This is a genomic window from Pseudomonas sp. NBRC 111123 (genome assembly GCF_001320205.1).
GTDB classification, from domain to species: domain Bacteria; phylum Pseudomonadota; class Gammaproteobacteria; order Pseudomonadales; family Pseudomonadaceae; genus Aquipseudomonas; species Aquipseudomonas putida_J.
In genome coordinates, this window is record NZ_BCAZ01000041.1 from 1 (window position 1) to 22,292 (window position 22,292).

Annotated in this window: 21 protein-coding genes; 14 read left to right on the forward strand and 7 right to left on the reverse strand. The window is 63.3% G+C overall.

Translation table 11 applies throughout. The features are described 5' to 3' along the window. Positions 1-23 precede the first annotated feature (23 nt). Positions 24-1,487, reverse strand: a complete 1,464-nt coding sequence (locus APH27_RS19250) for an AhpA/YtjB family protein (protein ID WP_060485657.1) — start codon at positions 1,485-1,487, stop codon at positions 24-26. A gap of 135 nt (positions 1,488-1,622) precedes the next feature. Between APH27_RS19250 and serB the strand changes: the two genes are divergently transcribed. Further along, positions 1,623-2,837 (forward strand): phosphoserine phosphatase SerB, encoded by a 1,215-nt coding sequence (serB, locus tag APH27_RS19255; protein ID WP_027920732.1) that lies wholly within the window; start codon positions 1,623-1,625, stop codon positions 2,835-2,837. Positions 2,838-2,890: 53 nt separating this feature from the next. Here serB and asd read toward each other — a convergent pair whose 3' ends face one another. The 3 genes from asd to APH27_RS19270 are packed head-to-tail and all read right to left on the reverse strand — an operon-like array spanning position 2,891 to position 6,158. Continuing rightward, positions 2,891-3,754, reverse strand: a complete 864-nt coding sequence (asd, locus tag APH27_RS19260) for an archaetidylserine decarboxylase (protein WP_027920733.1) — start codon at positions 3,752-3,754, stop codon at positions 2,891-2,893. Next, entirely contained in the window at positions 3,751-4,578 is an 828-nt protein-coding gene (locus APH27_RS19265; protein ID WP_027920734.1) for a rhodanese-like domain-containing protein, read from the reverse strand. Before APH27_RS19265 ends, asd begins: the two co-directional genes overlap by 4 nt. A 44-nt stretch (positions 4,579-4,622) precedes the next feature. After that, positions 4,623-6,158, reverse strand: a complete 1,536-nt coding sequence (locus APH27_RS19270) for an HDOD domain-containing protein (RefSeq protein ID WP_060485658.1) — start codon at positions 6,156-6,158, stop codon at positions 4,623-4,625. Between the two features lie 130 nt (positions 6,159-6,288). Here APH27_RS19270 and motA point away from each other — a divergent pair, with 130 nt between their 5' ends. Together motA and motB are read left to right on the forward strand one after the other, a co-directional pair. Then, complete coding sequence (gene motA, locus APH27_RS19275) at positions 6,289-7,140, forward strand: flagellar motor stator protein MotA (RefSeq protein WP_027920736.1); 852 nt, start codon at positions 6,289-6,291, stop codon at positions 7,138-7,140. Positions 7,141-7,143: 3 nt separating this feature from the next. Continuing rightward, on the forward strand, positions 7,144-8,178 hold the full coding sequence (gene motB, locus APH27_RS19280) for a flagellar motor protein MotB (RefSeq protein WP_060485659.1): 1,035 nt from the start codon (positions 7,144-7,146) through the stop codon (positions 8,176-8,178). A gap of 110 nt (positions 8,179-8,288) precedes the next feature. Here motB and APH27_RS19285 read toward each other — a convergent pair whose 3' ends face one another. Next, positions 8,289-8,768, reverse strand: a complete 480-nt coding sequence (locus tag APH27_RS19285; RefSeq protein WP_027920738.1) for a molecular chaperone Tir — start codon at positions 8,766-8,768, stop codon at positions 8,289-8,291. Positions 8,769-8,881: 113 nt separating this feature from the next. Next, positions 8,882-9,913, reverse strand: coding sequence for a small ribosomal subunit biogenesis GTPase RsgA (gene rsgA, locus APH27_RS19290; protein ID WP_027920739.1), 1,032 nt, complete (start codon positions 9,911-9,913; stop codon positions 8,882-8,884). Positions 9,914-10,054: 141 nt separating this feature from the next. Here rsgA and orn point away from each other — a divergent pair, with 141 nt between their 5' ends. Then, entirely contained in the window at positions 10,055-10,597 is a 543-nt protein-coding gene (orn, locus tag APH27_RS19295; RefSeq protein WP_027920740.1) for an oligoribonuclease, read from the forward strand. 90 nt (positions 10,598-10,687) lie between these two features. Next, positions 10,688-11,299 (forward strand): trimeric intracellular cation channel family protein, encoded by a 612-nt coding sequence (locus APH27_RS19300; protein WP_027920741.1) that lies wholly within the window; start codon positions 10,688-10,690, stop codon positions 11,297-11,299. 138 nt (positions 11,300-11,437) lie between these two features. Here the strand turns inward: APH27_RS19300 and queG are convergent, their stop codons facing one another. Beyond that, positions 11,438-12,502, reverse strand: a complete 1,065-nt coding sequence (gene queG, locus APH27_RS19305; protein WP_060485660.1) for a tRNA epoxyqueuosine(34) reductase QueG — start codon at positions 12,500-12,502, stop codon at positions 11,438-11,440. Between the two features lie 64 nt (positions 12,503-12,566). On the opposite strand from queG, the gene APH27_RS19310 reads away from it, so the two are divergent. The 9 genes from APH27_RS19310 (at position 12,567) to hflC (ending at position 22,011) form a co-directional block, all read left to right on the forward strand. Beyond that, positions 12,567-13,427: an NAD(P)H-hydrate dehydratase gene (locus APH27_RS19310; protein WP_027920743.1), complete on the forward strand. Its 861-nt coding sequence runs from the start codon at positions 12,567-12,569 to the stop codon at positions 13,425-13,427. A gap of 2 nt (positions 13,428-13,429) precedes the next feature. Next, the gene (tsaE, locus tag APH27_RS19315) at positions 13,430-13,888 is read left to right on the forward strand and encodes a tRNA (adenosine(37)-N6)-threonylcarbamoyltransferase complex ATPase subunit type 1 TsaE (RefSeq protein ID WP_371260275.1); all 459 of its coding nucleotides are present in this window, start codon (positions 13,430-13,432) and stop codon (positions 13,886-13,888) included. 11 nt (positions 13,889-13,899) lie between these two features. Continuing rightward, entirely contained in the window at positions 13,900-15,330 is a 1,431-nt protein-coding gene (locus APH27_RS19320) for an N-acetylmuramoyl-L-alanine amidase (RefSeq protein ID WP_027920745.1), read from the forward strand. Further along, complete coding sequence (gene mutL / locus APH27_RS19325) at positions 15,327-17,225, forward strand: DNA mismatch repair endonuclease MutL (RefSeq protein WP_060485661.1); 1,899 nt, start codon at positions 15,327-15,329, stop codon at positions 17,223-17,225. Before APH27_RS19320 ends, mutL begins: the two co-directional genes overlap by 4 nt. A 1-nt stretch (position 17,226) precedes the next feature. After that, positions 17,227-18,198, forward strand: a complete 972-nt coding sequence (gene miaA, locus APH27_RS19330; protein WP_060485662.1) for a tRNA (adenosine(37)-N6)-dimethylallyltransferase MiaA — start codon at positions 17,227-17,229, stop codon at positions 18,196-18,198. A 94-nt stretch (positions 18,199-18,292) separates the two neighbouring features. Then, positions 18,293-18,553 carry an RNA chaperone Hfq gene (hfq, locus tag APH27_RS19335; RefSeq protein WP_027920748.1) on the forward strand — a complete coding sequence of 87 codons (261 nt, stop codon included), beginning with the start codon at positions 18,293-18,295 and terminating at the stop codon, positions 18,551-18,553. Positions 18,554-18,565: 12 nt separating this feature from the next. Beyond that, entirely contained in the window at positions 18,566-19,867 is a 1,302-nt protein-coding gene (gene hflX / locus APH27_RS19340; protein ID WP_060485663.1) for a ribosome rescue GTPase HflX, read from the forward strand. A gap of 96 nt (positions 19,868-19,963) precedes the next feature. Beyond that, the gene (gene hflK / locus APH27_RS19345; RefSeq protein WP_027920750.1) at positions 19,964-21,142 is read left to right on the forward strand and encodes an FtsH protease activity modulator HflK; all 1,179 of its coding nucleotides are present in this window, start codon (positions 19,964-19,966) and stop codon (positions 21,140-21,142) included. Continuing rightward, the gene (gene hflC, locus APH27_RS19350; RefSeq protein ID WP_027920751.1) at positions 21,142-22,011 is read left to right on the forward strand and encodes a protease modulator HflC; all 870 of its coding nucleotides are present in this window, start codon (positions 21,142-21,144) and stop codon (positions 22,009-22,011) included. Before hflK ends, hflC begins: the two co-directional genes overlap by 1 nt. The last annotated feature ends 281 nt before the right edge of the window (positions 22,012-22,292 follow it).

Consider the following 22,292-nt stretch of genomic DNA (forward strand, 5'->3'; position numbering starts at 1 on the left):
AGAGCGGCCCCAAGGATCTCAAATCAAGCCCGGCGCTCGTGCATCCGTGCCAACTGGCGCTCCAGCATCGACGGGTAAGGCTCCATCAACCGCTCCACGCAGCAGGCGCCTTCTGGGCTGGCAATCGGGCGAATGCGAGCACGTTGACGAATCAGCGCGTCATCGCTGATCTGCCGCTCCACCAGCAACAGGTTGCGGCTGTGCTGCGACAGTGCCAGGGCATCCTGGGCCTTCTCGGTCATCAGCAGGTCAACCTGCTCCAACCCTTGCAGATCGTCGGCCAGGGCCAGGCCCAGCTGCAGTTGCAGGGTGATGCCGCTGTCGGCCACTTCGATCTGCAGGGCATGGCCCAGCGCACGCAGCAGCTCGCCGCAGCAGATCGCGTTGGTCAGGTAATCCTCGCCGCAGTCGCGGCTGTGGAACAGCACCAGGGTGCTGCCATCGTTGAGCGTGTGGATGTCGCCTTCATACAGCGATGCAGCCTGCTCCAGGCAGCCACGGTAGCGCTCCAGCAGCTCGGTCAGGCGCGTGCGCGGCAGGCGACGCAGCTGCTCTTGGGAGCCCAGTTGAACGGCTAGCACGGCGGTGTTTTGTGGCTCGTCGGATTCGACCACGGCAGGTTTGGGCGCCGGTTGCTCCTCGTCATCCAGTAGCCCGGCGAAGGCTTCGTCGTCATCCTCGTCTGCCTGGACAATGGCCCTGGCGCGCTGGGCTGGCTTGGCAGGGGCTTCGCCGTGCGGCGCGTCGAACTCGTCTTCGAACGCTTCCTCCTCCGGTTCCGGCTCGGGCGGAGGTGGCGGCGCCAGGCGGGCGTGCAGCTGGCGGGCGATGTCGCCGATTTCGTCCTGACGGTCGATGGCCGGGGTGTAAGGGTGCGGGTCACGCAGCCATACCCGCAGTTGCAGCAACGGCAGGGTGATGTGGCGGCCTTGACGCAGGCTCAGGCTCAGCGCCAGGGCCAGCAGGATGGCGGCGAGGATGCCCATGCTCTGCAGGCTGATCAGCATCGGCTGTTGGAACTGGCTCATGTCCAGGCTGATGCGCAGCTGGCCGGCGGTCACATCCTGGAACGTGATCTTGGTCTGGTACAGACCTTCGGCTTCACCCAGCAGGCTGTTGCGTGGGCGCTGGCCGGCCTCGGCGAGGATGCGGTTGTCCACGCTGTAGATGGCCGCATGGGCCACCAGCGGGTTCTTAACCAGGTTACCCAGCAGCACGTTGAGGCTGAGGATGTCATTTGACACCAGCAGCTCGGTTGCCGAGGTGGCGGTCTGGGTAGTCAGGCTCTGGCCGAGGGCGTCAGCCTGCTCGTGCATGGCCTGCTTGAACTGCAGGCCCATCACGCAGGCGTAGATCACCAGCGCCAGTGCCACCAGGAAAATGTTGGTGGTGGCGATGCGCAGTGCCAAGGGCACGCGACGTTGGCGCAGGGCTCGGAAGATCATGATGAAGAAGTTGTCGGTTTTGACGGGCGTGGGCCGGTTCACAGAGCTCGGCTCTTAATGGCATAAAAGTGTTGGGCAGTATAGCGAGCAGTGTTTTGTCGGCAAAGTAGAGTTGGCGCCCGATGGTCATGGAAAATCGGTAGAATGCGCATTTTTCATCGAAGTCGGAGCCAGGTTGTGCGCGAAATCGTTCTGATCAACATCACCGGTGAGGACCGTCCCGGTCTTACCGCCGCCATTACCGGCGTCCTGCTCCAGGGCGGTGTGAACATCCTCGACATCGGCCTGGCGGTGATGCACGGCACCCTGTCGTTCGGCATTCTGGTCGATATCCCCGACAACGAAGTGGCCACCAGTCTGCTGCAGAGCGTGCAGTCCAAGGCCCACGAACTGAACCTGCAAGCGCGGTACACGCCGATCTCCGAGGCCGACTATCAGCACTGGGCCGATGCCCAGGGCGAAGCGCGGCATATCGCGACCGTGCTCAGCCGCAAGATCACCCCCGAGCAACTGCAACGCGTCAGCGCAGTCATCAGCCAGTACGGCCTGACCATCGAGCGCATCGAGCGCCTGTCGGCACGGGTTGCGTTGGGTGCTCCGAGCGAGAAGGGCAAAGCAGCGCTGGAAATCTCCGTGCGCGGCGTGCCGAGCGACGCCCAGGCATTGCGTGCCGACTTCTTCGCGCTGGCTGAAGAGCTGAACATCGACATCGCGTTCCAGAAGGATGACCTGTTCCGCCGCAACCGCCGCCTGGCGGTATTCGACATGGACTCGACGCTGATCGAGGCTGAAGTCATCGACGAACTGGCCAAGGCGGCCGGTGTGGGCGAACAGGTTGCCGCGATCACCGAGCGCGCCATGCGTGGCGAGCTGGATTTCCGCGCCAGTTTCAAGGAGCGCATGGCGCTGCTCAAGGGCCTGGATGTCGGAGTGCTCGACGAGATTGGTGCTTCCCTGCGCCTGACTGAAGGTGCCGAAAATCTGTTCGCCGAGCTCAAGCGCCTGGGCTACAAGACGGCGATCCTGTCCGGTGGCTTCTCCTACTTCGCCAAGCAGGTGCAGGCGCGCCTGGGCATTGATTACGTATTCGCCAATGAACTGGAAGTGGTCGATGGCAAGGTGACCGGCGTGGCCGTGGAGCCGATTGTCGATGCCCAGCGCAAGGCTGACCTGCTGCAGCAACTGGCCAATGAAGAAGGCCTGCAGCTGGACCAGACCATCGCCGTGGGCGATGGCGCCAACGACCTGCCGATGCTGTCGCTGGCCGGCCTTGGTGTGGCTTTCCGCGCCAAGCCGCTGGTGCGCCAGTCGGCCAAGCAGGCGATTTCCACCCTGGGGCTGGATGGCGTGCTGTACCTGCTGGGCCTGCGCGACCGCGACGCCCGAGGCTGATACGCCGGACAAAAAAAGGCCCTGCACACGCAGGGCCTTTTTTTCGTCCAGGGTCAAGCCTGGGCAGGATTAGCCAGCAATTCACCCATGCGCACAGCCGAAGCTGCGCCCAGGTTTTCGGCCCATTTCACCTGCTCTGGCCCGAACAGCACGATCGCGGTCGAGCCCAATTTGAAGCGGCCCAGCTCGGCGCCTTTCTCCAGGTGAATCGGCGCACGGCTGCTTTCGTCGTAGCGGAATGTCTTCAGCTCGCGCTTTGGCGGCGTGACGAGGCCGGCCCACACGGTCTCGATCGACGCGACGATCATGGCGCCGACCAGCACCACGGCCATTGGCCCGCGCTCGGTATCGAACAGGCACACCACACGTTCGTTGCGCGCGAACAGCTCCGGCACGTTCTCGGCGGTGGTCTGGTTGACCGAGAACAGACGGCCAGGCACATAGACCATCTCGCGCAGGGTACCGGCCAGCGGCATGTGCACGCGGTGGTAATCCTTCGGCGACAGGTAGATGGTGGCGAACTCGCCACCCATGAACGGCGCAGCCAGCGCAGGGTCTCCGCCAAGCAGTTCGAGGGCACTGTAGCTGTGGCCCTTGGCCTGAAAGATACGACCGTGCTCGATCGGGCCCAGCTGGCTGACGGCACCGTCGGCCGGGCAGAGGACCGCGCCCGGGGTTTCGTCCAGCGGGCGGGCGCCTGGTTTCAGGGCGCGGGTGAAGAAAGCGTTGAAGTGCTCGTAGGCGGTGAGGTCTTCGACCAGCGCTTCGCTCATGTTCACCTGGTAACGCTTGGCGAACCAGGCGGTGAAGGCGTTTTTGAACCAGCGTGCACGGCACTCGGCGACACAGCCAGCCAGGCGCGACAGCAAGTGGTGCGGCAGCAGGTGCTGACTGAGGATGAACAGACGGGATTTCATTGCGTTGATTGTCCTTGAACTTCGACAGGCGTGTCCGGGTGGTTGCCCCATTCGCTCCACGAACCGGCATAAGCCTTGATGCGTGGGTAGCCGAGGGCTTTTGCCACCAGGTAGGTGAAACCGGAGCGACGGTGGGTTTGGCAGTGGGTGATCACTTCCTTGTCCGGGGTGATGCCCAGTTGCTGGAGTGCTTCAGCGATGTCTGCGCGGATGCGCAGGTGGTCGTTGAGGTCCATGCCAGCAGTCCACTCGAAATTGATGGCGCCGGGAATGTGCCCAGCCTTGGCGGCCAAGACCTTCTCACCGTTGAATTCCTGCGGGCCGCGGGCGTCCCAGATCACCAGGTCATCGGCGCCCAGGCGGCTTTGCAGGTATTCGCGGGTGGCGGTCGGTTCGCCGTGCAGTTGCAGGTGCACGGGCGTGTTGCCAGGGGCTGGCACGTCGGTGGAGAGCTTGTCCGGCGACCAGGCCTGGATGCCGCCGTTGAGGTAGTGGTAGCGGCTATGGCCGATGACATCGAGCAGCCAGATGAAGCGGCCGGCCCAGCCGCCGCCTTCATCGTCGTACACCACATAGACTGCGTCGTCGCGGTGGCCGAGCTCGCTGAACAGTTTTTCCAGGTCGGCCAGGGGCGGCAGCAGGCCGGGTGCCGGAGGCAGGCCAAGCTGGGTGCGCTTGCCCTCGACGAAGCGGGCGCCGGGGATATGCCCGCTGACATAGCGGTTGGCGCTGCTCAGGTCGACCAGGATCAGCTGGGGTGAATCCAGGCGCGGCAGCAGGTCTGCGGCTTCGATCACCAAAGGCAGGCCGGAAAAGTCGGTCATCCACGTTCTCCAGTGTGGAAAGAGGGGCGATTGTAGCGCATGGCTCAGGCGCCGCGGTTGGCAAACACCGCCAGCGCGCGCTCGATACATTGCGAAGTCTTGCCGAAGGCCTGCACGCTGACATCCGCCAGCGGCTTGCCGCCCTGGTCGGCCACGGCCAGCATCAGCACCTGGTCACTGACTGCCAACGAACGCAGCAGCACGTGTTCGCTGCGGAACAAGGCCCGCAGCGGCGCGGGTAGCAATGCCGAGAACTGGGCGTGATTGTCAGGCGTCAGGCGCAACTGCCCGGCCTTGCTCACGAGCTTTTGCAGCAGTTTGTTCTGTGCGACTGGCAAAGCCATGGCTGCGGCCTCCTTGGGCAGGCCGGCGGTTTGCTGCACGCGCAGATAGTCGCTGGCACGGTCCAGTGTCAGCAGCATTATGCGCTGCATACCGCACGCGAGCATGGCGTCGCGCGCCTGGGTCGCCAGGTGTACCGCGTTGGTGAACGGGCTTGGCTGGGCCAGCAACTCCTGGCACAGCTTGCGCCAGCGACCGAGGTCCTCGCTGGAGGGGGGCGGTGGCGTCAGCATGTCCGGGTGCGGGCGGCGCTGGTGCCAAGGCCAGATCAGCGCTTCGGCCGGGTGGAACAGCGCATGCCTGGCGTGACGCCGGGCGCTGGCGGCAGCCTGTTGGTGCACCTGCTGTTGTACGTCTTCCAGTGAAGTTTGCAGATACAGTGCGGTCAGCTGCTGCCAGCGTAACAAATGCGGGTTGTCCCAACCGACCTGGGCTGCCAGGGCCAGGTTGTTGGCCAGTAGTACGGTGTTGGCCGGCTCGTTGAACCAGCGGCGCAAGCCGGGTGCCTCGTCCAGGCGATGTTGCTGGCTGAGCAGGTCTTCTTCGCGGGCGATGCTCAGCACCATGGCCAGTTGGTCGCGCTCTTCGAGCAGCAGGCGATAGCCTTGGGTCACCCATTTGGGCAAGCGCCAGTGTTCGGCCATGGCCTGGCACAGGGCGAAGATACGCACACCGAACAATTCCTGCTCTACGTCGGCTGCGATCTCGCCTTTGTGGATAACCCGCAGCTCCCAGGCGTCCAACAGCTTGGGGTGGGCCAGGGCCAGCGGCCACAGAGGGGAGAGGAACAACAGGCTGCCCCAGTGGATCTCCTGCCACAGGCGCGCCAGACGGCTGGCGAACAGGCCGCTGGCCTGTTGCGCGGCGTGCTGGCTGATCAACAGAAATTGGCGCAGCACCGGCGGAATGTCGTCTTCCGGCAGGGCCGGCAGGCGCATCAGCAGTTCCTTGCTGCGTGCCAGGCCCAGGCGGTTGAGGGCGACCTCCAGGCTTTCGGCGGGCTCGGCCTGGCTGGCGTTGGCGGAGTGATTGGCCTCGCGCATCACCGACAGCACCAGGGCGGGGCTGTCTTGCATCAGTTCGGCGATGTCGCGCAACGAGCGGCGATTGTCGTTGATGGCGCTCATGACCCGGTCGTAACTCTGCTTCGGTACCGGTACACGGACACCGTCGAGCAGCTTGACCCAGGCTTCTACCGTACGCGGATTCTGAGTGGGCACCTTGGATTCCATTGGCATTTTGACATCAGTCCGAACTGGCTTTTCGCTGTTAGTGGCTATAGTCTGGCGCAGTTCTGCCGATAAGTAGAAGAAGAGTTTTAAAGCTCCCGTCCCTCACCCTGACCACGACAGCAAGTGCTTTGAACCTATGGCTAAAATTATCGGCATCATCGTCGTATTCGCGAGCGTGCTCGGCGGATATGTACTCTCCCACGGCAAGATCGCGGCGCTGATCCAGCCGTTCGAAGTGCTGATCATCGGCGGTGCGGCCTTTGGCGCCTTCATGCAGGCCAACCCTGGTTACATGACCATGCATGTAATCAAGAAGTCGATGAAGATGTTCGGCTCGCGCTTCTCCCATGCTTTCTATCTGGAAGTGCTGGGCCTGGTGTATGAAATCCTCAACAAGAGCCGTCGCGAAGGCATGATGGCGATCGAGAGCGATATCGAAGACGCCGCAGCCAGTCCGATCTTCGCCAAGTACCCGGCAGTACTGGGGGACGAGCGCATGACCGCATTCATTTGCGACTACTTGCGCATCATGTCCACCGGCAACATGGCCCCGCACGAGCTGGAAGGCTTGTTCGACATGGAACTGCTGAGCATGAAGGAAGAGCTCGAACACCCGTCGCACGCGGTCACCGGTATCGCCGACGGCATGCCGGGTTTCGGTATCGTGGCGGCAGTACTGGGTATCGTGGTGACCATGGCATCGCTGGGCGAAGGCGACCAGGCGGCCATCGGCATGCACGTAGGTGCGGCGCTGGTCGGTACCTTCTTCGGTATTCTCGCTGCCTATGGCTTCTTCGGCCCACTGGCCAAGTGCCTTGAGCACGATGCCAAGGAAGAGCTCAACCTCTATGAGTCGATCAAGGCCTCGCTGGTAGCCTCGGCCTCCGGCATGCCGCCGTCGCTGGCCGTGGAATTCGGGCGCAAGGTGCTGTATCCGAAGCATCGCCCGAGCTTCGCCGAGCTGGAACAAGCAGTTCGCGGTCGCTGAGTCATGGAGAACAATCAGCCGATAATCATCAAGCGCGTCAAGCGCTTCGGTGGCGGGCACCATGGCGGCGCCTGGAAGATCGCCTTCGCCGACTTCGCCACGGCGATGATGGCGTTCTTCCTGGTGTTGTGGCTGTTGTCTACCGCCACGCCCGAGCAGAAGATCGCCATTGCCGGCTACTTCAAGGACCCGATCGGTTTTTCCGAGAGTGGCACGCCTTACGTGATCGACCTGGGCGGCTCGCCAGAGATGGCGCCGGACAAGACCATCAACCCGGAAGTAAAGTCCGAGCCTACGCCTGACACCAGCATTCAACTGGACAAGGACCAGGTCGAGACCATGGCCGAACAGGTCGAGCGCGAGCGCCTCGAGTTGCTGTTGCAGGAACTGCAGAACAAGGTTGAGGAAAACCCGCAACTGCAGAAGTTCAAGGACCAGATTCTCTTCGAGATTACCCAGGATGGCCTGCGGATCCAGATCATGGATGCCGAGAACCGGCCAATGTTCGACATCGGCAGCGCGCGCCTTCAGCCGTATTTCGAAGACATCCTGCTGGCCATGGCCGACACCATCAAGGCGGTGCCGAACAAGATCAGCATCAGTGGCCACACCGATGCCAAGCCGTATTCCGGCACTGGCGACTACGGTAACTGGGAGCTTTCGGCCAACCGCGCCAACGCCGCACGTCGTGCATTGGTGGCCGGTGGCTACCCGGATGACCAAGTGGCACGGGTGGTAGGGTATGCCTCGTCGTCGCTGTTCGACCGCAAGAACCCGTTCAACCCGGTCAACCGCCGTATCGACATCATCGTCCTGACCAAGAAGGCGCAGCGCAACATCGAGGGTGAGCAGGGCACGCCCGAGGCGCCAACCCCGCCGGCTGCGCCAGGTGGTGCAGCGCCTGGTGCGGCGGCTCCGGCAGCGCCGGCAGCAGGTGATGCAGCTGCCCAGGCGCCGATGCAGCCGCGGGAACTGCGCCAGAAGCTGAATATCTTCGAGGATGGGACCTTGAAGATGGACGAGCAGAAGGATCAGTAACGGTCGGGGCCGCTTTGCGGCCCTGCGCGGGCAAGCCGCTCCCACACATGAATCGCATGCTTGTGGGGGCGGGTTTGCCCGCGAAGGGCTGCAGAGCAGCCCCAGAAGACTCAAAATCCCCGCCTGATCTTGGCCTTGAGATCGGCATGAAAGAAATCCGCATTATCCCGGTCGACACTCGACCCATGCTCCGCTGGCAGAATCATCGCTCGCTGGAACGTGTACTCATCGTGATAGGCCCGCACGAACAGGTCGATATGCTTCCGTTCGCGCATCATTGGCCACCTGCCAAGGTGCTCGGGTGGCTCGCCACACCTTGTATGGTAGAAACTCACCCGTCGATTGGCTGCCACCGCCGCCTCCAGTAGCCGGGCAGTCCACCCGTCATCGCATGTTTCTGCGGGTAGCAGGCCGATCCAGTGGGTTGCATCGTTTATCTGCTGGCAGGCGCTACCATGCGCGTCTTCGCGAGTGTGCCCGCCGGTGCCAAGCTCCACCAGCTGTGCGGTGATGCCCTCAAGCAGCAAGCGTTCATTGAGGATGAAGGCGTCAAGCCGATCTTCGTGGCAGTAACTGATAAAAACCGGCATCGCGGTTGCCCTCCCTGATAGAAGACATGACCTTCAGGGAAAGCGAGGGGTAGGGCAATAGATGGCGGAAAAACCGGAGGCGTCCTACGCGCTCCGGTAATATTTCCTACAACTCAGTAGCTGTCTTCCGGCAGGCTGGCAATGATCGAGCGGTAGCTGTTCATCCGCTGCGGCTTGATGCGGCCGTCTTCAAGGGCCTTGAGCAGTGCGCAACCGGGTTCGCGGTCATGCTTGCAGTCGCGGAAGCGGCAGGTGCCGAACAGGTCGCGGAACTCGATGAAGCCATCTTCCACGTCGTCTCGGCTGACGTGGCCCAGGCCAAATTCGCGGATGCCCGGTGAGTCGATCAGGTCGCCGCCGTTGGGGAAGTGATACAAGCGCGCCGTGGTGGTGGTGTGCTGGCCCTGGCCAGACCACTCGGACAGGTCTCCAACGCGGGTGCCGGCATCCGGCAGCAGGCTGTTTACCAGCGAAGACTTGCCCACACCCGACTGGCCGACGAACACGCTGATGTGCCCGTCGAGCATCTGCTGCAGGCGTTGCATGCCGTCGCCGTGGTGCGCGGAAACCTCGAGCAGCGGGTAACCCAGCTCGCGGTAGACCTCGAGCAGCGCATGCAGGCCCGGGCCGTTTTCTGCGTCGATCAGGTCGGCCTTGTTCAGCAGCAGCAGCGGGCGGATACCGGCATGCTCGGCAGCCACCAGGTAACGGTCGATCAGGTTCGGGTGTGGCTCCGGCGCCGGGGCGAAGACGATCACGATCAGGTCGACGTTAGCCGCGACCGGCTTGAGCTGGCCATGGTTGTTCGGCCGGCACAGTTCGGTGCTGCGTGGCATCTGGGCGACAATCACGCCAATGCCCTGGTTGCCTGCGCGCCAGACTACACGGTCACCCGTAACCAGCGCCGGCAGGTTGGCCCGCAAGTGGCAGCGGAATACCTGGCCGGCGACTTCACCGTCCTGGGCTTCTACCTCGACCTGCACGCCGAAGTGGGCAATGACCAGGCCCAGTTGCTCCGGCCCCAGGTCGCCGCCCTCCAGCTCTTGCAGCACGTGCTGCTCGCGTTTGGCGGCGCGAGCGGCGCGTTCGTTCTGGATTTTTTCGATACGCCAGTTCTGGCGACGATTGAGCTGGCGTTTGGCCATGGACCTTCCAAGGTGGGGCAAGTTGAAAACGGCAGGCAGTTTAGCACGCCAGGGCACGGACCATTCTGGTTACCTTTGCGCCGCGCATGCGCAGGCTGACGTCGCTAGGCTAATATGACGGCCTATACGAGGAGCCCCTTCATGCAGAACCCACAGAACCTGATCTGGATCGATCTGGAAATGACCGGACTGGACCCGGACCACGACGTCATCATCGAGATGGCCACTATCGTCACCGACAGCGAGCTGAACACCTTGGCCGAAGGCCCGGTGATCGCCATCCACCACAGTGACGAAGTGCTGGCGCGCATGGACGAGTGGAACACCCGCACCCATGGCGCCTCGGGCCTGACCCAGCGCGTGCGCGACAGCAAGGTCAGCATGGCCGAAGCCGAAGCGCAGACCATCGCCTTCCTCGAGCAATGGGTGCCGAAAGGCAAGTCGCCGATCTGCGGTAACAGCATCTGCCAGGATCGTCGTTTTCTCTACCGCCACATGCGCGGCCTGGAAAACTACTTCCACTATCGCAACCTCGATGTCTCCACCGTGAAGGAGCTTGCCGCGCGCTGGGCGCCGGATGTGCGTGACAGCTTCAAGAAGGGCAACACCCACCTGGCGCTCGATGATATCCGTGAGTCGATCGCCGAACTGCGTCACTACCGCGAGCATTTCATCAAGGTATGAGCCGAAGGGCGCAGATAATGTGCTTGCGCCCTCTTTTGGTGCCTGCGGCAGCTGGTTAGACTGCGCGCCTTTCTCGCACGGACCCGCGCCATGTTGTTGATGCTCTACCTGATCGCCATCACCGCCGAGGCCATGACCGGTGCCCTGTCCGCCGGCCGCCGCGGCATGGACTGGTTTGGCGTGGTGCTGATCGCCTGCGTGACCGCCCTGGGTGGCGGTTCGGTGCGCGACGTGCTGCTCGGGCACTACCCGCTGACCTGGGTGAAACATCCGGAATACCTGGTGTTGACCAGCCTCGCTGCGCTGCTGACGATCTTCATCGCGCCGATGATGCGGCGTTTGCGCTCGCTGTTCCTGGTGCTGGATGCGTTGGGCCTGGTGGCCTTTACCCTGATCGGCTGCATGACCGCGCTGGAGATGGGGCAAGGCATGCTGGTGGCATCGATCAGTGGCGTGATCACCGGGGTGTTTGGCGGGATCCTGCGGGATATCTTCTGCAACGACATCCCGCTGGTGTTTCGTCGCGAGCTCTATGCCAGCGTGTCGTTCGCGGCGGCGTGGTTCTACCTGGGCTGCGTGTACTTCAAGCTCCCGGCGGAGCAGGCGATGCTGCTGACCTTGTTCGGTGGCTTCCTGGTGCGCTTGCTGGCGATCCGTTTCCATTGGGAAATGCCCAAGTTCCACTACAACGACCAGCAGTAACCTGAATGCAATCCTTGTGGGAGCGGCTTTAGCCGCGAACACCGGCGCAGCCGGTGCCATGCACCGCGTTGTCTGCTTCGCGGGTAAACCCGCTCCCACAGGGATCGCGACGGTTTTGAAAGCAGAGTAAGGCGGTGCCTAGTGGATGCCGTGCCGGCCCAGCGCCCACTCCACATGTTCGCGTACCAGCTCCGACTCATCTTCCCGGCGAGCCTTCAGCGCCTCGATCACCGGGATCGTAGAAGGCGCATTTCCCAACCCCACCGCCAGGTTGCGCAAAAATCGCTCATACCCCGCACGACGCAGCGGCCCACCCTCGGTCTTGCGCAGGAACGTGCGCTCGTCCCACAGGAACATTTCAGCCAGCTCGGCATTTTCCAGCCCGTGCCGCGGCTGGAAGTCCTGCTCCTTGCTGTGATTGGCAAAGCGGTTCCATGGGCAGACGATCTGGCAGTCATCGCAGCCAAATACTCGATTGCCCATCATGGAACGCAATTCGACCGGAATAGGCCCGCGCAACTCGATGGTCAGGTAGGAGATGCAGCGCCGCGCATCCAGCACGTATGGCCCGACAAAAGCTTTGGTCGGGCAGATGTCCAGGCACGCCTGGCAGCGCCCGCAGTGTTCGCTGGTATGCGCCTCGTCCACCGGCAGCGGCAAGTCGACGAACAGTTCGGCTAGGAAGAAATAGCTGCCGGCCTTGCGGTTGAGCAGCAGGGTATTCTTGCCGATCCAGCCCAGCCCGGCCTGTTCGGCAAGGGCCTTCTCCAGTACCGGGGCGCTGTCGACGAAGGCGCGGTAGCCGAACGGGCCGATCGCTTCCTGGATACGGTCCGCGAGGAACTGCACGCGCTTGCGCACCAGCTTGTGGTAGTCACGCCCCAGGGCATAACGCGACACGTAGGCTTTTTCCGGCTGGGCCAGGCGTTGCGCCATCTGAGTATCGCTGGGCAGGTAGTCCATGCGCAGCGACACCACGCGTACCGTGCCGGGGATCAGTTGGTCAGGGTGGGCGCGCTTGCTGCCGTGGGCGCCGAGGTACTCCATTTCGCCCTGGTAGCCGGCGTCGAGCCAGCGTTGCAGGTGCTGTTCGTGTTCGCCAAGGTCGACACCGGCGATGCCGACATGGGCAAAACCGAGTTCTTGGCCCCAAGTCTTGATGGATTGGGCCAGTTGGGCGAGGTCAGGCGTACAGACGGACATGGATGGGCAGGCAATACGGGCTCAGGTGCGTATAATTCTGCCAGACATTGGAGCCTTTGACCCCATGCCGCAGACCAAACACCCTAGCAATGCCCCGCAATTGCTCAGCAGCGTGACCGTCGCACGCCTGCCGACACGTCATGCGCATGCCCATAAAGGCGACTTCGGCCATGTGCTGGTCGTCGGTGGCGACCTGGGCACCGGTGGCGCCGTACTGCTCAGTGCCGAAGCCGCGCTGCGGTGTGGCGCTGGGCTGGTCAGCGTAGCGACACGCCCGGAGCACGTCGTGGCCGGGCTGGCGCGCATGCCGGAAAGCATGTGCCTGGGCGTTGATTCGGCCAACCAGTTGGTCGGCGTGCTCGAGCGAGCCACGGTGCTGGTGGTGGGCCCAGGCCTGGGCCAGGCGGCCTGGGGCCGCAGCCTGTTGTCGGCGGTGGCCAACGCCGAGCGGCCACAGGTATGGGACGCCGATGCTTTGAACCTGCTGGCCCGTACGCCGCTGGCACTGCCCAGCGGTAGCATTCTCACCCCACACCCGGGGGAGGCAGCGCGGTTGCTGGGCATTTCCACCGAAGCGGTGCAGGCTGACCGCCCCGGGGCGGCGCGTAAGCTGGCCCGCCGGTATGCCAGCGTCTGCGTGCTCAAGGGGGCCGGTACCCTGGTGGCGAACCCCTCCGGGCAGCTGGCGCTGTGTGAGCGGGGCCACCCGGCGATGGCCGGTGCCGGCTTGGGTGACGTGCTGACGGGTGTGCTGGCAGCCCTGTTGGCCCAGGGGCTGGATGCCTGGGGCGCGGCTGGATTGGGGGTGTGGCTGCATGCCTGCGCAGGCGAGCGTCTGGGCGTCAAAGGTAGAGGCCTGGCAGCCAGTGATCTGGCGCCGGTCATTCGTGAGTTGTTGGAGGAGCATTCTGCGTGTCTGGCTTAACCCTGTTTCTGGCCGATGAAGCGGCCACGGTCGATTTCGGCGCCAAACTGGCCGAGGTGACCGGCGGTCGTGGCGTGATTTTTCTGGAAGGCGACCTGGGGGCGGGCAAGACCACGCTCTCACGTGGCTTGATCCGTGGCCTGGGCCATACTGGTGCAGTGAAAAGTCCGACTTTCACCGTGGTAGAACCCTACGAAATCGGTGAAGTACGCGCCTTCCATTTCGACCTTTATCGCCTGGTCGACCCGGAAGAACTGGAGTTCATGGGTATTCGTGACTATTTCGAGGGCGATCCGCTGTGCCTGTTCGAATGGCCACAAAAGGGTGCGGGCGTTTTGCCAAAGCCCGACCTGACCATTACCATAAGCCCCCAAGCGGGCGGCCGCTCGCTTGACCTTACGCCGCAGGGGGCTCGCGGCGAGGCCTGGTGCACTGCACTGGCCGAACACTATAAACAGTAAGTGGGGTAGGTATGCGCATACGCGCACTGGTCGCTGTGGTTGGATTGCTGCTGACAGCGGTGACCGTTGACGCTCTGGCCGTCACTCAAGTCAAGAGCGTGCGCCTGTGGCGTGCGCCGGACAACACGCGGCTGGTCTTCGATCTGTCTGGCCCCGTGCAGCATAGCGTCTTCACCCTGAGCGCACCCGATCGCCTTGTGATCGACATCAATGGTGCGACATTGGCCGCGCCGCTGAGCGTGTCGACCGCGAATACACCGATCAGTAGTGTGCGCTCGGCGCAACGTACCCCAACCGACCTGCGTGTGGTCGTCGACCTGAAAAAGTCGGTCACGCCCAAGAGCTTTACCCTGGCGCCGAATGCCCAGTATGGCAACCGCCTGGTGGTCGACTTGTACGACCAGGAAGCCGACGCCATCGCCGCCACGGCGCCGACCCCGCCGCCAACGCCGGTGCAAACCCCGGCGACCACGCCCGCCGTACCAGTGACCCCGGCCCAGCCTGCGATCAAGCTGCCGCCGGTGCCTAGCGGCAAGCGCGATATCGTGGTCGCCATCGATGCAGGCCATGGCGGTGAAGACCCGGGCGCTTCCGGCTCGCGCGGCCAGCACGAGAAAGACATCGTGCTGCAGATCGCCAAGGAGTTGCAGCGCCAGATCAATACCGAGAAGGGTTATCGTGCCGAACTGACCCGTACCGGTGACTACTTCATCCCGTTGCGCAAGCGCACCGAGATCGCCCGCAAGAAGGGCGCCGACCTGTTCATCTCGATCCACGCCGACGCCGCACCGTCGCGCGCCGCATTCGGCGCCTCGGTGTTCGCCCTGTCCGACCGTGGTGCCACGTCCGAGACTGCGCGCTGGCTGGCCGACACGGAAAACCGTTCCGACCTGATCGGTGGTGCCGGTAACGTCAGCCTCGACGACAAGGACCGCATGCTCGCGGGCGTGCTGCTCGACCTGTCGATGACTGCCACGCTGAGCTCCAGCCTGAACGTCGGGCAGAAGGTGCTTGGCAACATGGGCCGCGTGACGTCGCTGCACAAGCAGCGGGTGGAGCAGGCAGGCTTCATGGTGCTGAAATCGCCGGATATCCCGTCGATCCTCGTTGAAACAGGGTTTATCTCGAACAACAACGAAGCGGCCAAACTGGCCACTGCCAGCCATCAGCAGGCGTTGGCGCGCTCGATCCATACCGGCGTACGCCAGTACTTCCAGCAGAACCCGCCGCCTGGCACCTACGTTGCCTGGCTGCGTGACAGTGGCAAGATCGCCCAGGGCCCGCGTGAGCACACCGTGCGCCCGGGCGAAACCCTGGCGATGCTCGCCGTGCGCTATCAAGTCAGCGTGACCAGCCTGCGCAGCGCCAACAGCCTCAAGACCGATGAGCTGAAGGTCGGTCAGCACCTCGATATCCCTGCTACCACGCTGGCTGCGCAATGAGTGGTGGTTCGCGCATCCAGCTGCTCAGCCCGCGGCTGGCTAACCAGATTGCCGCGGGTGAGGTGGTCGAGCGCCCGGCGTCGGTGGCCAAGGAACTGTTGGAAAACAGCCTGGACTCCGGTGCTCGGCGCATCGATGTGGAAGTCGAGCAGGGTGGTGTGAAGCTGCTGCGGGTGCGTGACGATGGCAGCGGCATTTCCGCCGACGACCTGCCGCTGGCCCTGGCTCGTCACGCCACCAGCAAGATTCGCGAGCTGGAAGACCTTGAAGGCGTACTGAGCCTGGGCTTCCGTGGTGAGGCCCTGGCATCGATCAGCTCGGTGGCGCGCCTGACCCTGACCTCACGTACCGCCAGTGCCGGTGAAGCCTGGCAGGTAGAGACCGAAGGCCGTGACATGACCCCGCGTGTGCAACCCGCGGCGCATCCGGTCGGTACCTCGGTGGAAGTGCGCGACCTGTTCTTCAATACCCCGGCCCGGCGCAAGTTCCTCAAGGCCGAAAAGACCGAATTCGATCACCTGCAGGAAGTCATCCGTCGTCTGGCGCTGGCCCGCTTCGATGTCGGCTTCCACCTGCGCCACAACGGCAAGAGCATCCTCAGCCTGCATGAGGCGCATGACGAAACAGCCCGTGCGCGGCGGGTCGGCGCCATCTGCGGCCCGGGCTTCATGGAGCAGGCGCTGCCGATCGATGTCGAGCGCAATGGCCTGCGCCTGTGGGGCTGGGTCGGTCTGCCGACGTTCTCGCGCAGCCAGGCCGATTTGCAGTACTTCTTCGTCAATGGCCGTGCGGTGCGCGACAAGCTGGTTGCCCATGCCGTGCGCCAGGCCTATCGCGACGTGCTGTTCAATGGCCGGCACCCGACCTTCGTGCTGTTCCTCGAGCTCGAGCCGAACGGTGTCGACGTCAACGTGCACCCGACCAAGCACGAAGTGCGCTTCCGCGAAGGCCGCTCGGTGCACGACTTCCTCTATGGCACGCTGCACCGTGCCTTGGCTGACGTGCGCCCGGAAGACCAGCTGGCAGCGCCTGCCGCCGTGCCTGAGGTGGCGCGCCCGACTGGCCTTGAGGTCGGCGAGTTCGGCCCTCAGGGCGAAATGCGCCTGGCCTCGCCGGTGCTCGAACAGCCGCAGGCCCCGCAGCCTTCCATTTCCAATGGCGGCAGTGGCGCCGGTTACCAGTACCAGTACACACCGCGGCCGTCGCAGCCGTTGCCGGCCGCCGAGTCCCAGGCGGTCTACCGCGAGTTCTACAAGCCGTTGAGCGAGGGCGCGCCAGTCGCATCGGCACTGCCGGAAACCCAAGGCGATATCCCGCCGTTGGGTTATGCCCTGGCCCAGCTCAAGGGCATCTACATCCTCGCCGAGAATGCCGTGGGCCTAGTGCTGGTAGACATGCACGCGGCCCACGAGCGCATCATGTACGAGCGCCTCAAGGTGGCCATGGCCAGCGAAGGCCTCAGCGGCCAGCCGCTGCTGGTGCCGGAAACCCTGGCGCTGAGCCAGCGTGAGGCCGATTGTGCCGAAGAGCACAGCCAGTGGTTCCAGCGCCTGGGCTTCGAACTGCAGCGTCTGGGCCCTGAAACATTGGCGATTCGCCAGATTCCGGCACTGCTCAAGCAGGCCGAGGCCAATCGCCTGGTCCAGGACGTGCTCGCCGACCTGATGGAATACGGCACCAGCGACCGTATCCAGGCGCACCTCAACGAACTGCTCGGCACCATGGCCTGCCACGGCGCCGTGCGCGCCAACCGGCGCCTGGCCATCCCCGAGATGAACGCCCTGCTGCGCGACATGGAAAACACCGAGCGCAGCGGCCAGTGCAACCATGGTCGCCCGACCTGGACCCAGATGGGCCTGGACGATCTGGACAAACTTTTCCTGCGCGGTCGATGACATGAGCGGCAAGCCCCCTGCGATATTCCTCATGGGCCCGACGGCGGCCGGCAAGACCGACCTCGCCATCGAGCTGACCAAGGTCCTGCCTTGCGAGCTGATCAGCGTCGACTCGGCGCTGGTCTACCGCGGCCTGGACATTGGTTCGGCCAAGCCTTCCAAAGAGATTCTGGCGGCCTATCCGCACCGGCTGATCGACATTCGCGACCCGGCCGAGAGCTATTCGGCTGCGCAGTTTCGCGCTGACGCCCTGGAGGCGATGGCCGAAATCACCGCGCGCGGCAAGATTCCGCTGCTGGTCGGCGGCACCATGCTCTATTACAAGGCGCTGATCGAAGGCCTGGCGGACATGCCGGCAGCCGATGCCGCGGTGCGCGCAGAGCTCGAGGCCCAGGCCCAGGCGCTGGGCCTTGCCGAATTGCATCGGCAACTGGCGGAAGTGGACCCTGAGTCGGCAGCGCGCATTCACCCAAATGACCCGCAGCGGCTGATCAGGGCGCTGGAGGTGTATCGGGTGAGTGGCCAGAGCATGACAGCTCATCGCCAGCGTCAATTCGCGGAAAGTAGCGGCGCAGACGCAGGCGCGGGCGGGCATTTGCCCTATACTGTCGCGAGTTTGGCAATTGCGCCTGCGGATCGTCACATTTTGCATAAGCGAATTGCGCTACGATTTTCGCAGATGCTGGAACAGGGCTTCGTCGACGAGGTCCGATCGCTGCGAGCCAGAAGTGACTTGCACGCCGCACTGCCGTCTATACGGGCAGTGGGGTATCGGCAGGTCTGGGACTACCTCGACGGCAAGCTGACTGAGAATGAGATGCGAGAACGCGGTATCATTGCCACTCGACAGCTGGCCAAGCGGCAGTTCACCTGGTTGCGTGGCTGGCCTGATGTGCACTGGCTCGACAGCCTGGCCTGCGACAATCTGTCCCGCACCTTGAAATACCTTGGGGCCGTCTCCATATTGAGCTGAGTCCCTGCTGATAGCCGTCTATTCTTGCGAAGGGGCGGCCTGACTTATCAATTTTTCTGATTTTCTATTATTTATCCTTACAGGAGTGCGGCATATGTCAAAAGGGCATTCGCTACAAGACCCTTACTTGAACCAACTGAGAAAAGAAAAGGTCCCGGTATCGATCTATCTGGTCAACGGGATCAAGCTGCAGGGCTCGATCGAATCCTTCGACCAGTTCGTGGTACTGCTGAAGAACACCGTCAGCCAGATGGTCTACAAGCACGCTATCTCGACCGTGGTTCCTGCCCGTCCGGTTCGCCTGCCAAGCCCGTCCGATTCCGAACACGGCGACAGCGAGCCAGGCAACGCCTGATAGGAGCCTGCATTGTTCTTTGAGCGCCACGGTGGTGGTGAGCGGGCGCTGCTCGTTCACTTGGAAGGTCAGAACCCTGAGGCGCGCGAAGACCCGCAGGAGTTTCAGGAACTGGCCCTGTCGGCCGGAGCCGACATCGTCTCGTTGGCCACGGTAGCCAGGCATCAGCCTACGGCCAAATACCTGATTGGCAGCGGCAAGGTCGAGGAATTGCGCGACCTGGTCAAAGCCGAACAGGTAGACCTGGTGATTTTCAATCACACCCTCACGCCCAGTCAGGAGCGCAACCTCGAGCGAGTTTTCGAGTGTCGCGTGCTTGACCGTACCGGGCTGATCCTCGATATCTTCGCCCAGCGGGCGCGTACCCATGAAGGCAAGCTGCAGGTGGAACTGGCCCAGCTCGACCACATGAGCACGCGGCTGGTGCGCGGCTGGACCCACCTTGAGCGGCAGAAGGGTGGTATCGGCCTGCGTGGCCCGGGTGAGACCCAGTTGGAAACCGACCGCCGTCTGTTGCGGGTACGTATTCGCCAGATCAAGGGGCGCCTGGAAAAGGTACGCAGCCAGCGTGAGCAGGCTCGTCGTGGCCGCAAGCGGGCGGATATCCCTTCGGTGTCGCTGGTCGGCTATACCAACGCCGGCAAGTCCACACTGTTCAATGCGCTGACCGAATCCGAGGTGTACGCAGCTGACCAGCTGTTCGCCACGCTCGACCCGACCTTGCGCCGGCTCGAACTGGCCGACCTGGGGCCGATCGTGCTGGCCGACACCGTGGGCTTCATTCGCCACCTGCCGCACAAGCTGGTCGAGGCATTTCGGGCTACGCTCGAAGAATCGAGCAACTCGGACCTGCTGCTGCATGTGATTGACGCCCATGAGCCAGAGCGCATGGAGCAGATCGAGCAAGTGCTGGCCGTGTTGGGTGAGATCGGTGCCGAAGGCTTGCCGATCCTCGAGGTCTATAACAAACTCGACCTGCTTGAAGATGTCGAGCCGCAGATTCAGCGCGATGCCGATGGCAAGCCGCAGCGAGTCTGGGTATCGGCCCGAGATGGACGTGGCCTGGAGCTGGTCGGCCAGGCGATTGCCGAGTTGCTGGGGGATGATCTGTTTGTCGGTACCCTGTGTCTGGAGCAGCGTTTTGCCCGCTTGCGCGCGCAATTCTTTGCCCTGGGTGCCGTGCAGAGTGAAGAGCATGACGAAGAAGGGCGCAGCCTGCTGAGTGTTCGGCTGCCCAGGGTCGAGTTGAATCGCCTGGTCAGTCGTGAAGGCACGGAGCCGCAAGTGTTTGTCGAGCAACACACTTTGCAATAAATGCTCGGTGAGGTCGCCGGGCAGCAGTGGCAGGCATTCTGTAGCATTGGACGGCGCGCCGTGGGCGCGTCTTTGCTTTATCAGATGGAGAGCGCTATGGCTTGGAACGAGCCGGGTGGCAACTCGAACAATCAGGATCCCTGGGGCGGCCGTCGCGGTGGCGGCGGTGGTGGCGACAAGAAGGGTCCACCGGATCTGGACGAGGCCTTCCGCAAGCTGCAGGACAGCCTGAACGGCATGTTCGGCAGTGGCAAAAAACGTGGCGGCGGTGACCGCAATGTCGGCAAAGGTGGTGGCTTCGGCCTGCTGGGCATCGGCCTGGCGGTGCTCGCCGCAATCTGGCTGTACAGCGCCGTGTACGTGGTCGACGAGCAGGAGCAGGCCGTGGTGCTTCGCTTCGGCAAGTACTATGAGACGGTCGGTCCCGGCCTGAACATCTACTTCCCGCCAATCGATCGCAAGTACATGGAAAACGTCACGCGCGAGCGTGCCTACACCAAGCAGGGGCAGATGCTCACCGAGGACGAGAACATCGTCGAGGTGCCGCTTACCGTCCAGTACAAGATCAGCAACCTGCAGGACTTCGTGCTCAACGTCGACCAGCCTGAGGTCAGCCTGCAGCATGCGACCGACAGCGCCCTGCGCCATGTGGTGGGTTCCACCTCGATGGACCAGGTGCTGACCGAAGGTCGTGAGCAGATGGCCGTGGATATCCGCGAACGCCTGCAGCGCTTCCTCGACAACTACCGTACCGGTATCACCGTCACCCAGGTCAACGTACAGAGCGCGGCAGCCCCGCGTGAAGTGCAGGAAGCCTTCGACGACGTGATCCGTGCCCGCGAAGACGAGCAGCGTGCCCGCAACCAGGCTGAGTCCTACGCCAATGGCGTGGTGCCGGAAGCCCGTGGTCAGGCCCAGCGCATCATCGAGGACGCCAACGGTTACCGCGACGAAGTCATCGCCCGTGCCAAGGGTGAGGCCGACCGCTTCACCAAACTGGTTGGCGAGTACCGCAAGGCGCCTGACGTCACCCGTCAACGCCTGTACCTGGAGACCATGCAAGAGGTCTACAGCAATTCGAGCAAGGTTCTGGTCACGGCTAAAGATGGGCAGAACAACCTGCTCTACCTGCCGCTGGACAAGATGGTCGAAGGCAGCCGCAACGCGGCCGCGCCAAGCACCAGCGTCAGCCCGTCGGTCAACGATGCGGCCTCGCGTGCGGCGCAGGACCTGCAACAGCAACAGCAGCCGCTGCGTACTAGGGAGAGCCGCTGATGAGCAACCGATCGCTGATCGCCCTGATCGCCGCCGTGGTTCTGGCCATCGTGGCCTGGAACAGCTTCTACATCGTGTCCCAGACCGAGCGTGCGGTATTGCTGCGCTTCGGTAAGGTGGTCCAGGCGGATGTCCAGCCGGGCCTGCACGTGAAGATTCCGTACGTGAACCAGGTACGCAAGTTTGACGCACGCCTGATGACCCTCGACGCCCCGACCCAGCGGTTCCTGACCCTGGAGAAGAAGGCGGTGATGGTCGACGCCTACGCCAAGTGGCGCGTCAAGGATGCCGAGCGCTTCTACACCGCCACTTCCGGCATGAAGCAGATCGCCGACGAGCGTCTGTCACGTCGTCTGGAAAGCGGCCTGCGTGACCAGTTCGGTAAACGTACCCTGCACGAGGTGGTTTCCGGTGAACGTGACGCGCTGATGGCTGACATCACCGCATCGCTGAACCGCATGGCCAGCAAGGAGCTGGGTATCGAGGTCATCGACGTGCGCGTCAAGGCCATCGACCTGCCGAAGGAAGTCAACCGCAGTGTGTTCGACCGCATGAGCACCGAGCGTGAGCGTGAAGCCCGCGAGCACCGCGCCAAAGGTAACGAGTTGGCCGAAGGTATTCGCGCCGATGCCGACCGTCAGCGCCGTGTGCTGCTGGCCGAGGCCTACCGCGAAGCGGAAGAGACCCGCGGTGATGGCGACGCCCAGTCGGCTGCCATCTACGCCAAGGCCTACAGCCAGGACGCCGATTTCTATGCGTTCTACCGTAGCCTGCAGGCGTACCGCGAGAGCTTCTCGAGCAAGAGCGACGTGCTGGTCCTGGACGCGAAGAACGAATTCTTCCGCTTCCTGGACAAGAGCAAGCCGTGATGCTCAGGCCCTGACTTCCATGCAGGAGCGCCCCGCCTGGCAGCTAAAATACCAGGCGGGGTGCATCCTGAATGAAAAGGGGTGTATGATGAGGCAGCCGGGAAATTTCCCGGCTTTTTTGCGTCTGCAAGGTTGATTGGCAAAGCGCCAGTTGACGGTTTGGTCAGCTCGCAAGGCAATTCGAGGGTATCGGGTACGGTGGCTGCGCTGGGATCAGTGCTGCCCGCTGCTGTGCGCGATACCGGCTTTACTGACGGCTCGCCTGCAGGCAAGCCGCCCGG

What these genes read in the sequence shown, in the direction of transcription:
- asd (WP_027920733.1), bottom strand. Translation starts at nt 3,754, where the DNA reads ATGAAATCCCGTCTGTTCATCCTCAGTCAGCACCTGCTGCCGCACCAC.
- APH27_RS19265 (WP_027920734.1), bottom strand. Translation starts at nt 4,578, where the DNA reads ATGACCGACTTTTCCGGCCTGCCTTTGGTGATCGAAGCCGCAGACCTG.
- APH27_RS19270 (WP_060485658.1), bottom strand. Translation starts at nt 6,158, where the DNA reads ATGCCAATGGAATCCAAGGTGCCCACTCAGAATCCGCGTACGGTAGAA.
- motA (WP_027920736.1), top strand. Translation starts at nt 6,289, where the DNA reads ATGGCTAAAATTATCGGCATCATCGTCGTATTCGCGAGCGTGCTCGGC.
- motB (WP_060485659.1), top strand. Translation starts at nt 7,144, where the DNA reads ATGGAGAACAATCAGCCGATAATCATCAAGCGCGTCAAGCGCTTCGGT.
- APH27_RS19285 (WP_027920738.1), bottom strand. Translation starts at nt 8,768, where the DNA reads ATGCCGGTTTTTATCAGTTACTGCCACGAAGATCGGCTTGACGCCTTC.
- rsgA (WP_027920739.1), bottom strand. Translation starts at nt 9,913, where the DNA reads ATGGCCAAACGCCAGCTCAATCGTCGCCAGAACTGGCGTATCGAAAAA.
- orn (WP_027920740.1), top strand. Translation starts at nt 10,055, where the DNA reads ATGCAGAACCCACAGAACCTGATCTGGATCGATCTGGAAATGACCGGA.
- APH27_RS19300 (WP_027920741.1), top strand. Translation starts at nt 10,688, where the DNA reads ATGTTGTTGATGCTCTACCTGATCGCCATCACCGCCGAGGCCATGACC.
- queG (WP_060485660.1), bottom strand. Translation starts at nt 12,502, where the DNA reads ATGTCCGTCTGTACGCCTGACCTCGCCCAACTGGCCCAATCCATCAAG.
- APH27_RS19310 (WP_027920743.1), top strand. Translation starts at nt 12,567, where the DNA reads ATGCCGCAGACCAAACACCCTAGCAATGCCCCGCAATTGCTCAGCAGC.
- APH27_RS19320 (WP_027920745.1), top strand. Translation starts at nt 13,900, where the DNA reads ATGCGCATACGCGCACTGGTCGCTGTGGTTGGATTGCTGCTGACAGCG.
- mutL (WP_060485661.1), top strand. Translation starts at nt 15,327, where the DNA reads ATGAGTGGTGGTTCGCGCATCCAGCTGCTCAGCCCGCGGCTGGCTAAC.
- miaA (WP_060485662.1), top strand. Translation starts at nt 17,227, where the DNA reads ATGAGCGGCAAGCCCCCTGCGATATTCCTCATGGGCCCGACGGCGGCC.
- hfq (WP_027920748.1), top strand. Translation starts at nt 18,293, where the DNA reads ATGTCAAAAGGGCATTCGCTACAAGACCCTTACTTGAACCAACTGAGA.
- hflK (WP_027920750.1), top strand. Translation starts at nt 19,964, where the DNA reads ATGGCTTGGAACGAGCCGGGTGGCAACTCGAACAATCAGGATCCCTGG.
- hflC (WP_027920751.1), top strand. Translation starts at nt 21,142, where the DNA reads ATGAGCAACCGATCGCTGATCGCCCTGATCGCCGCCGTGGTTCTGGCC.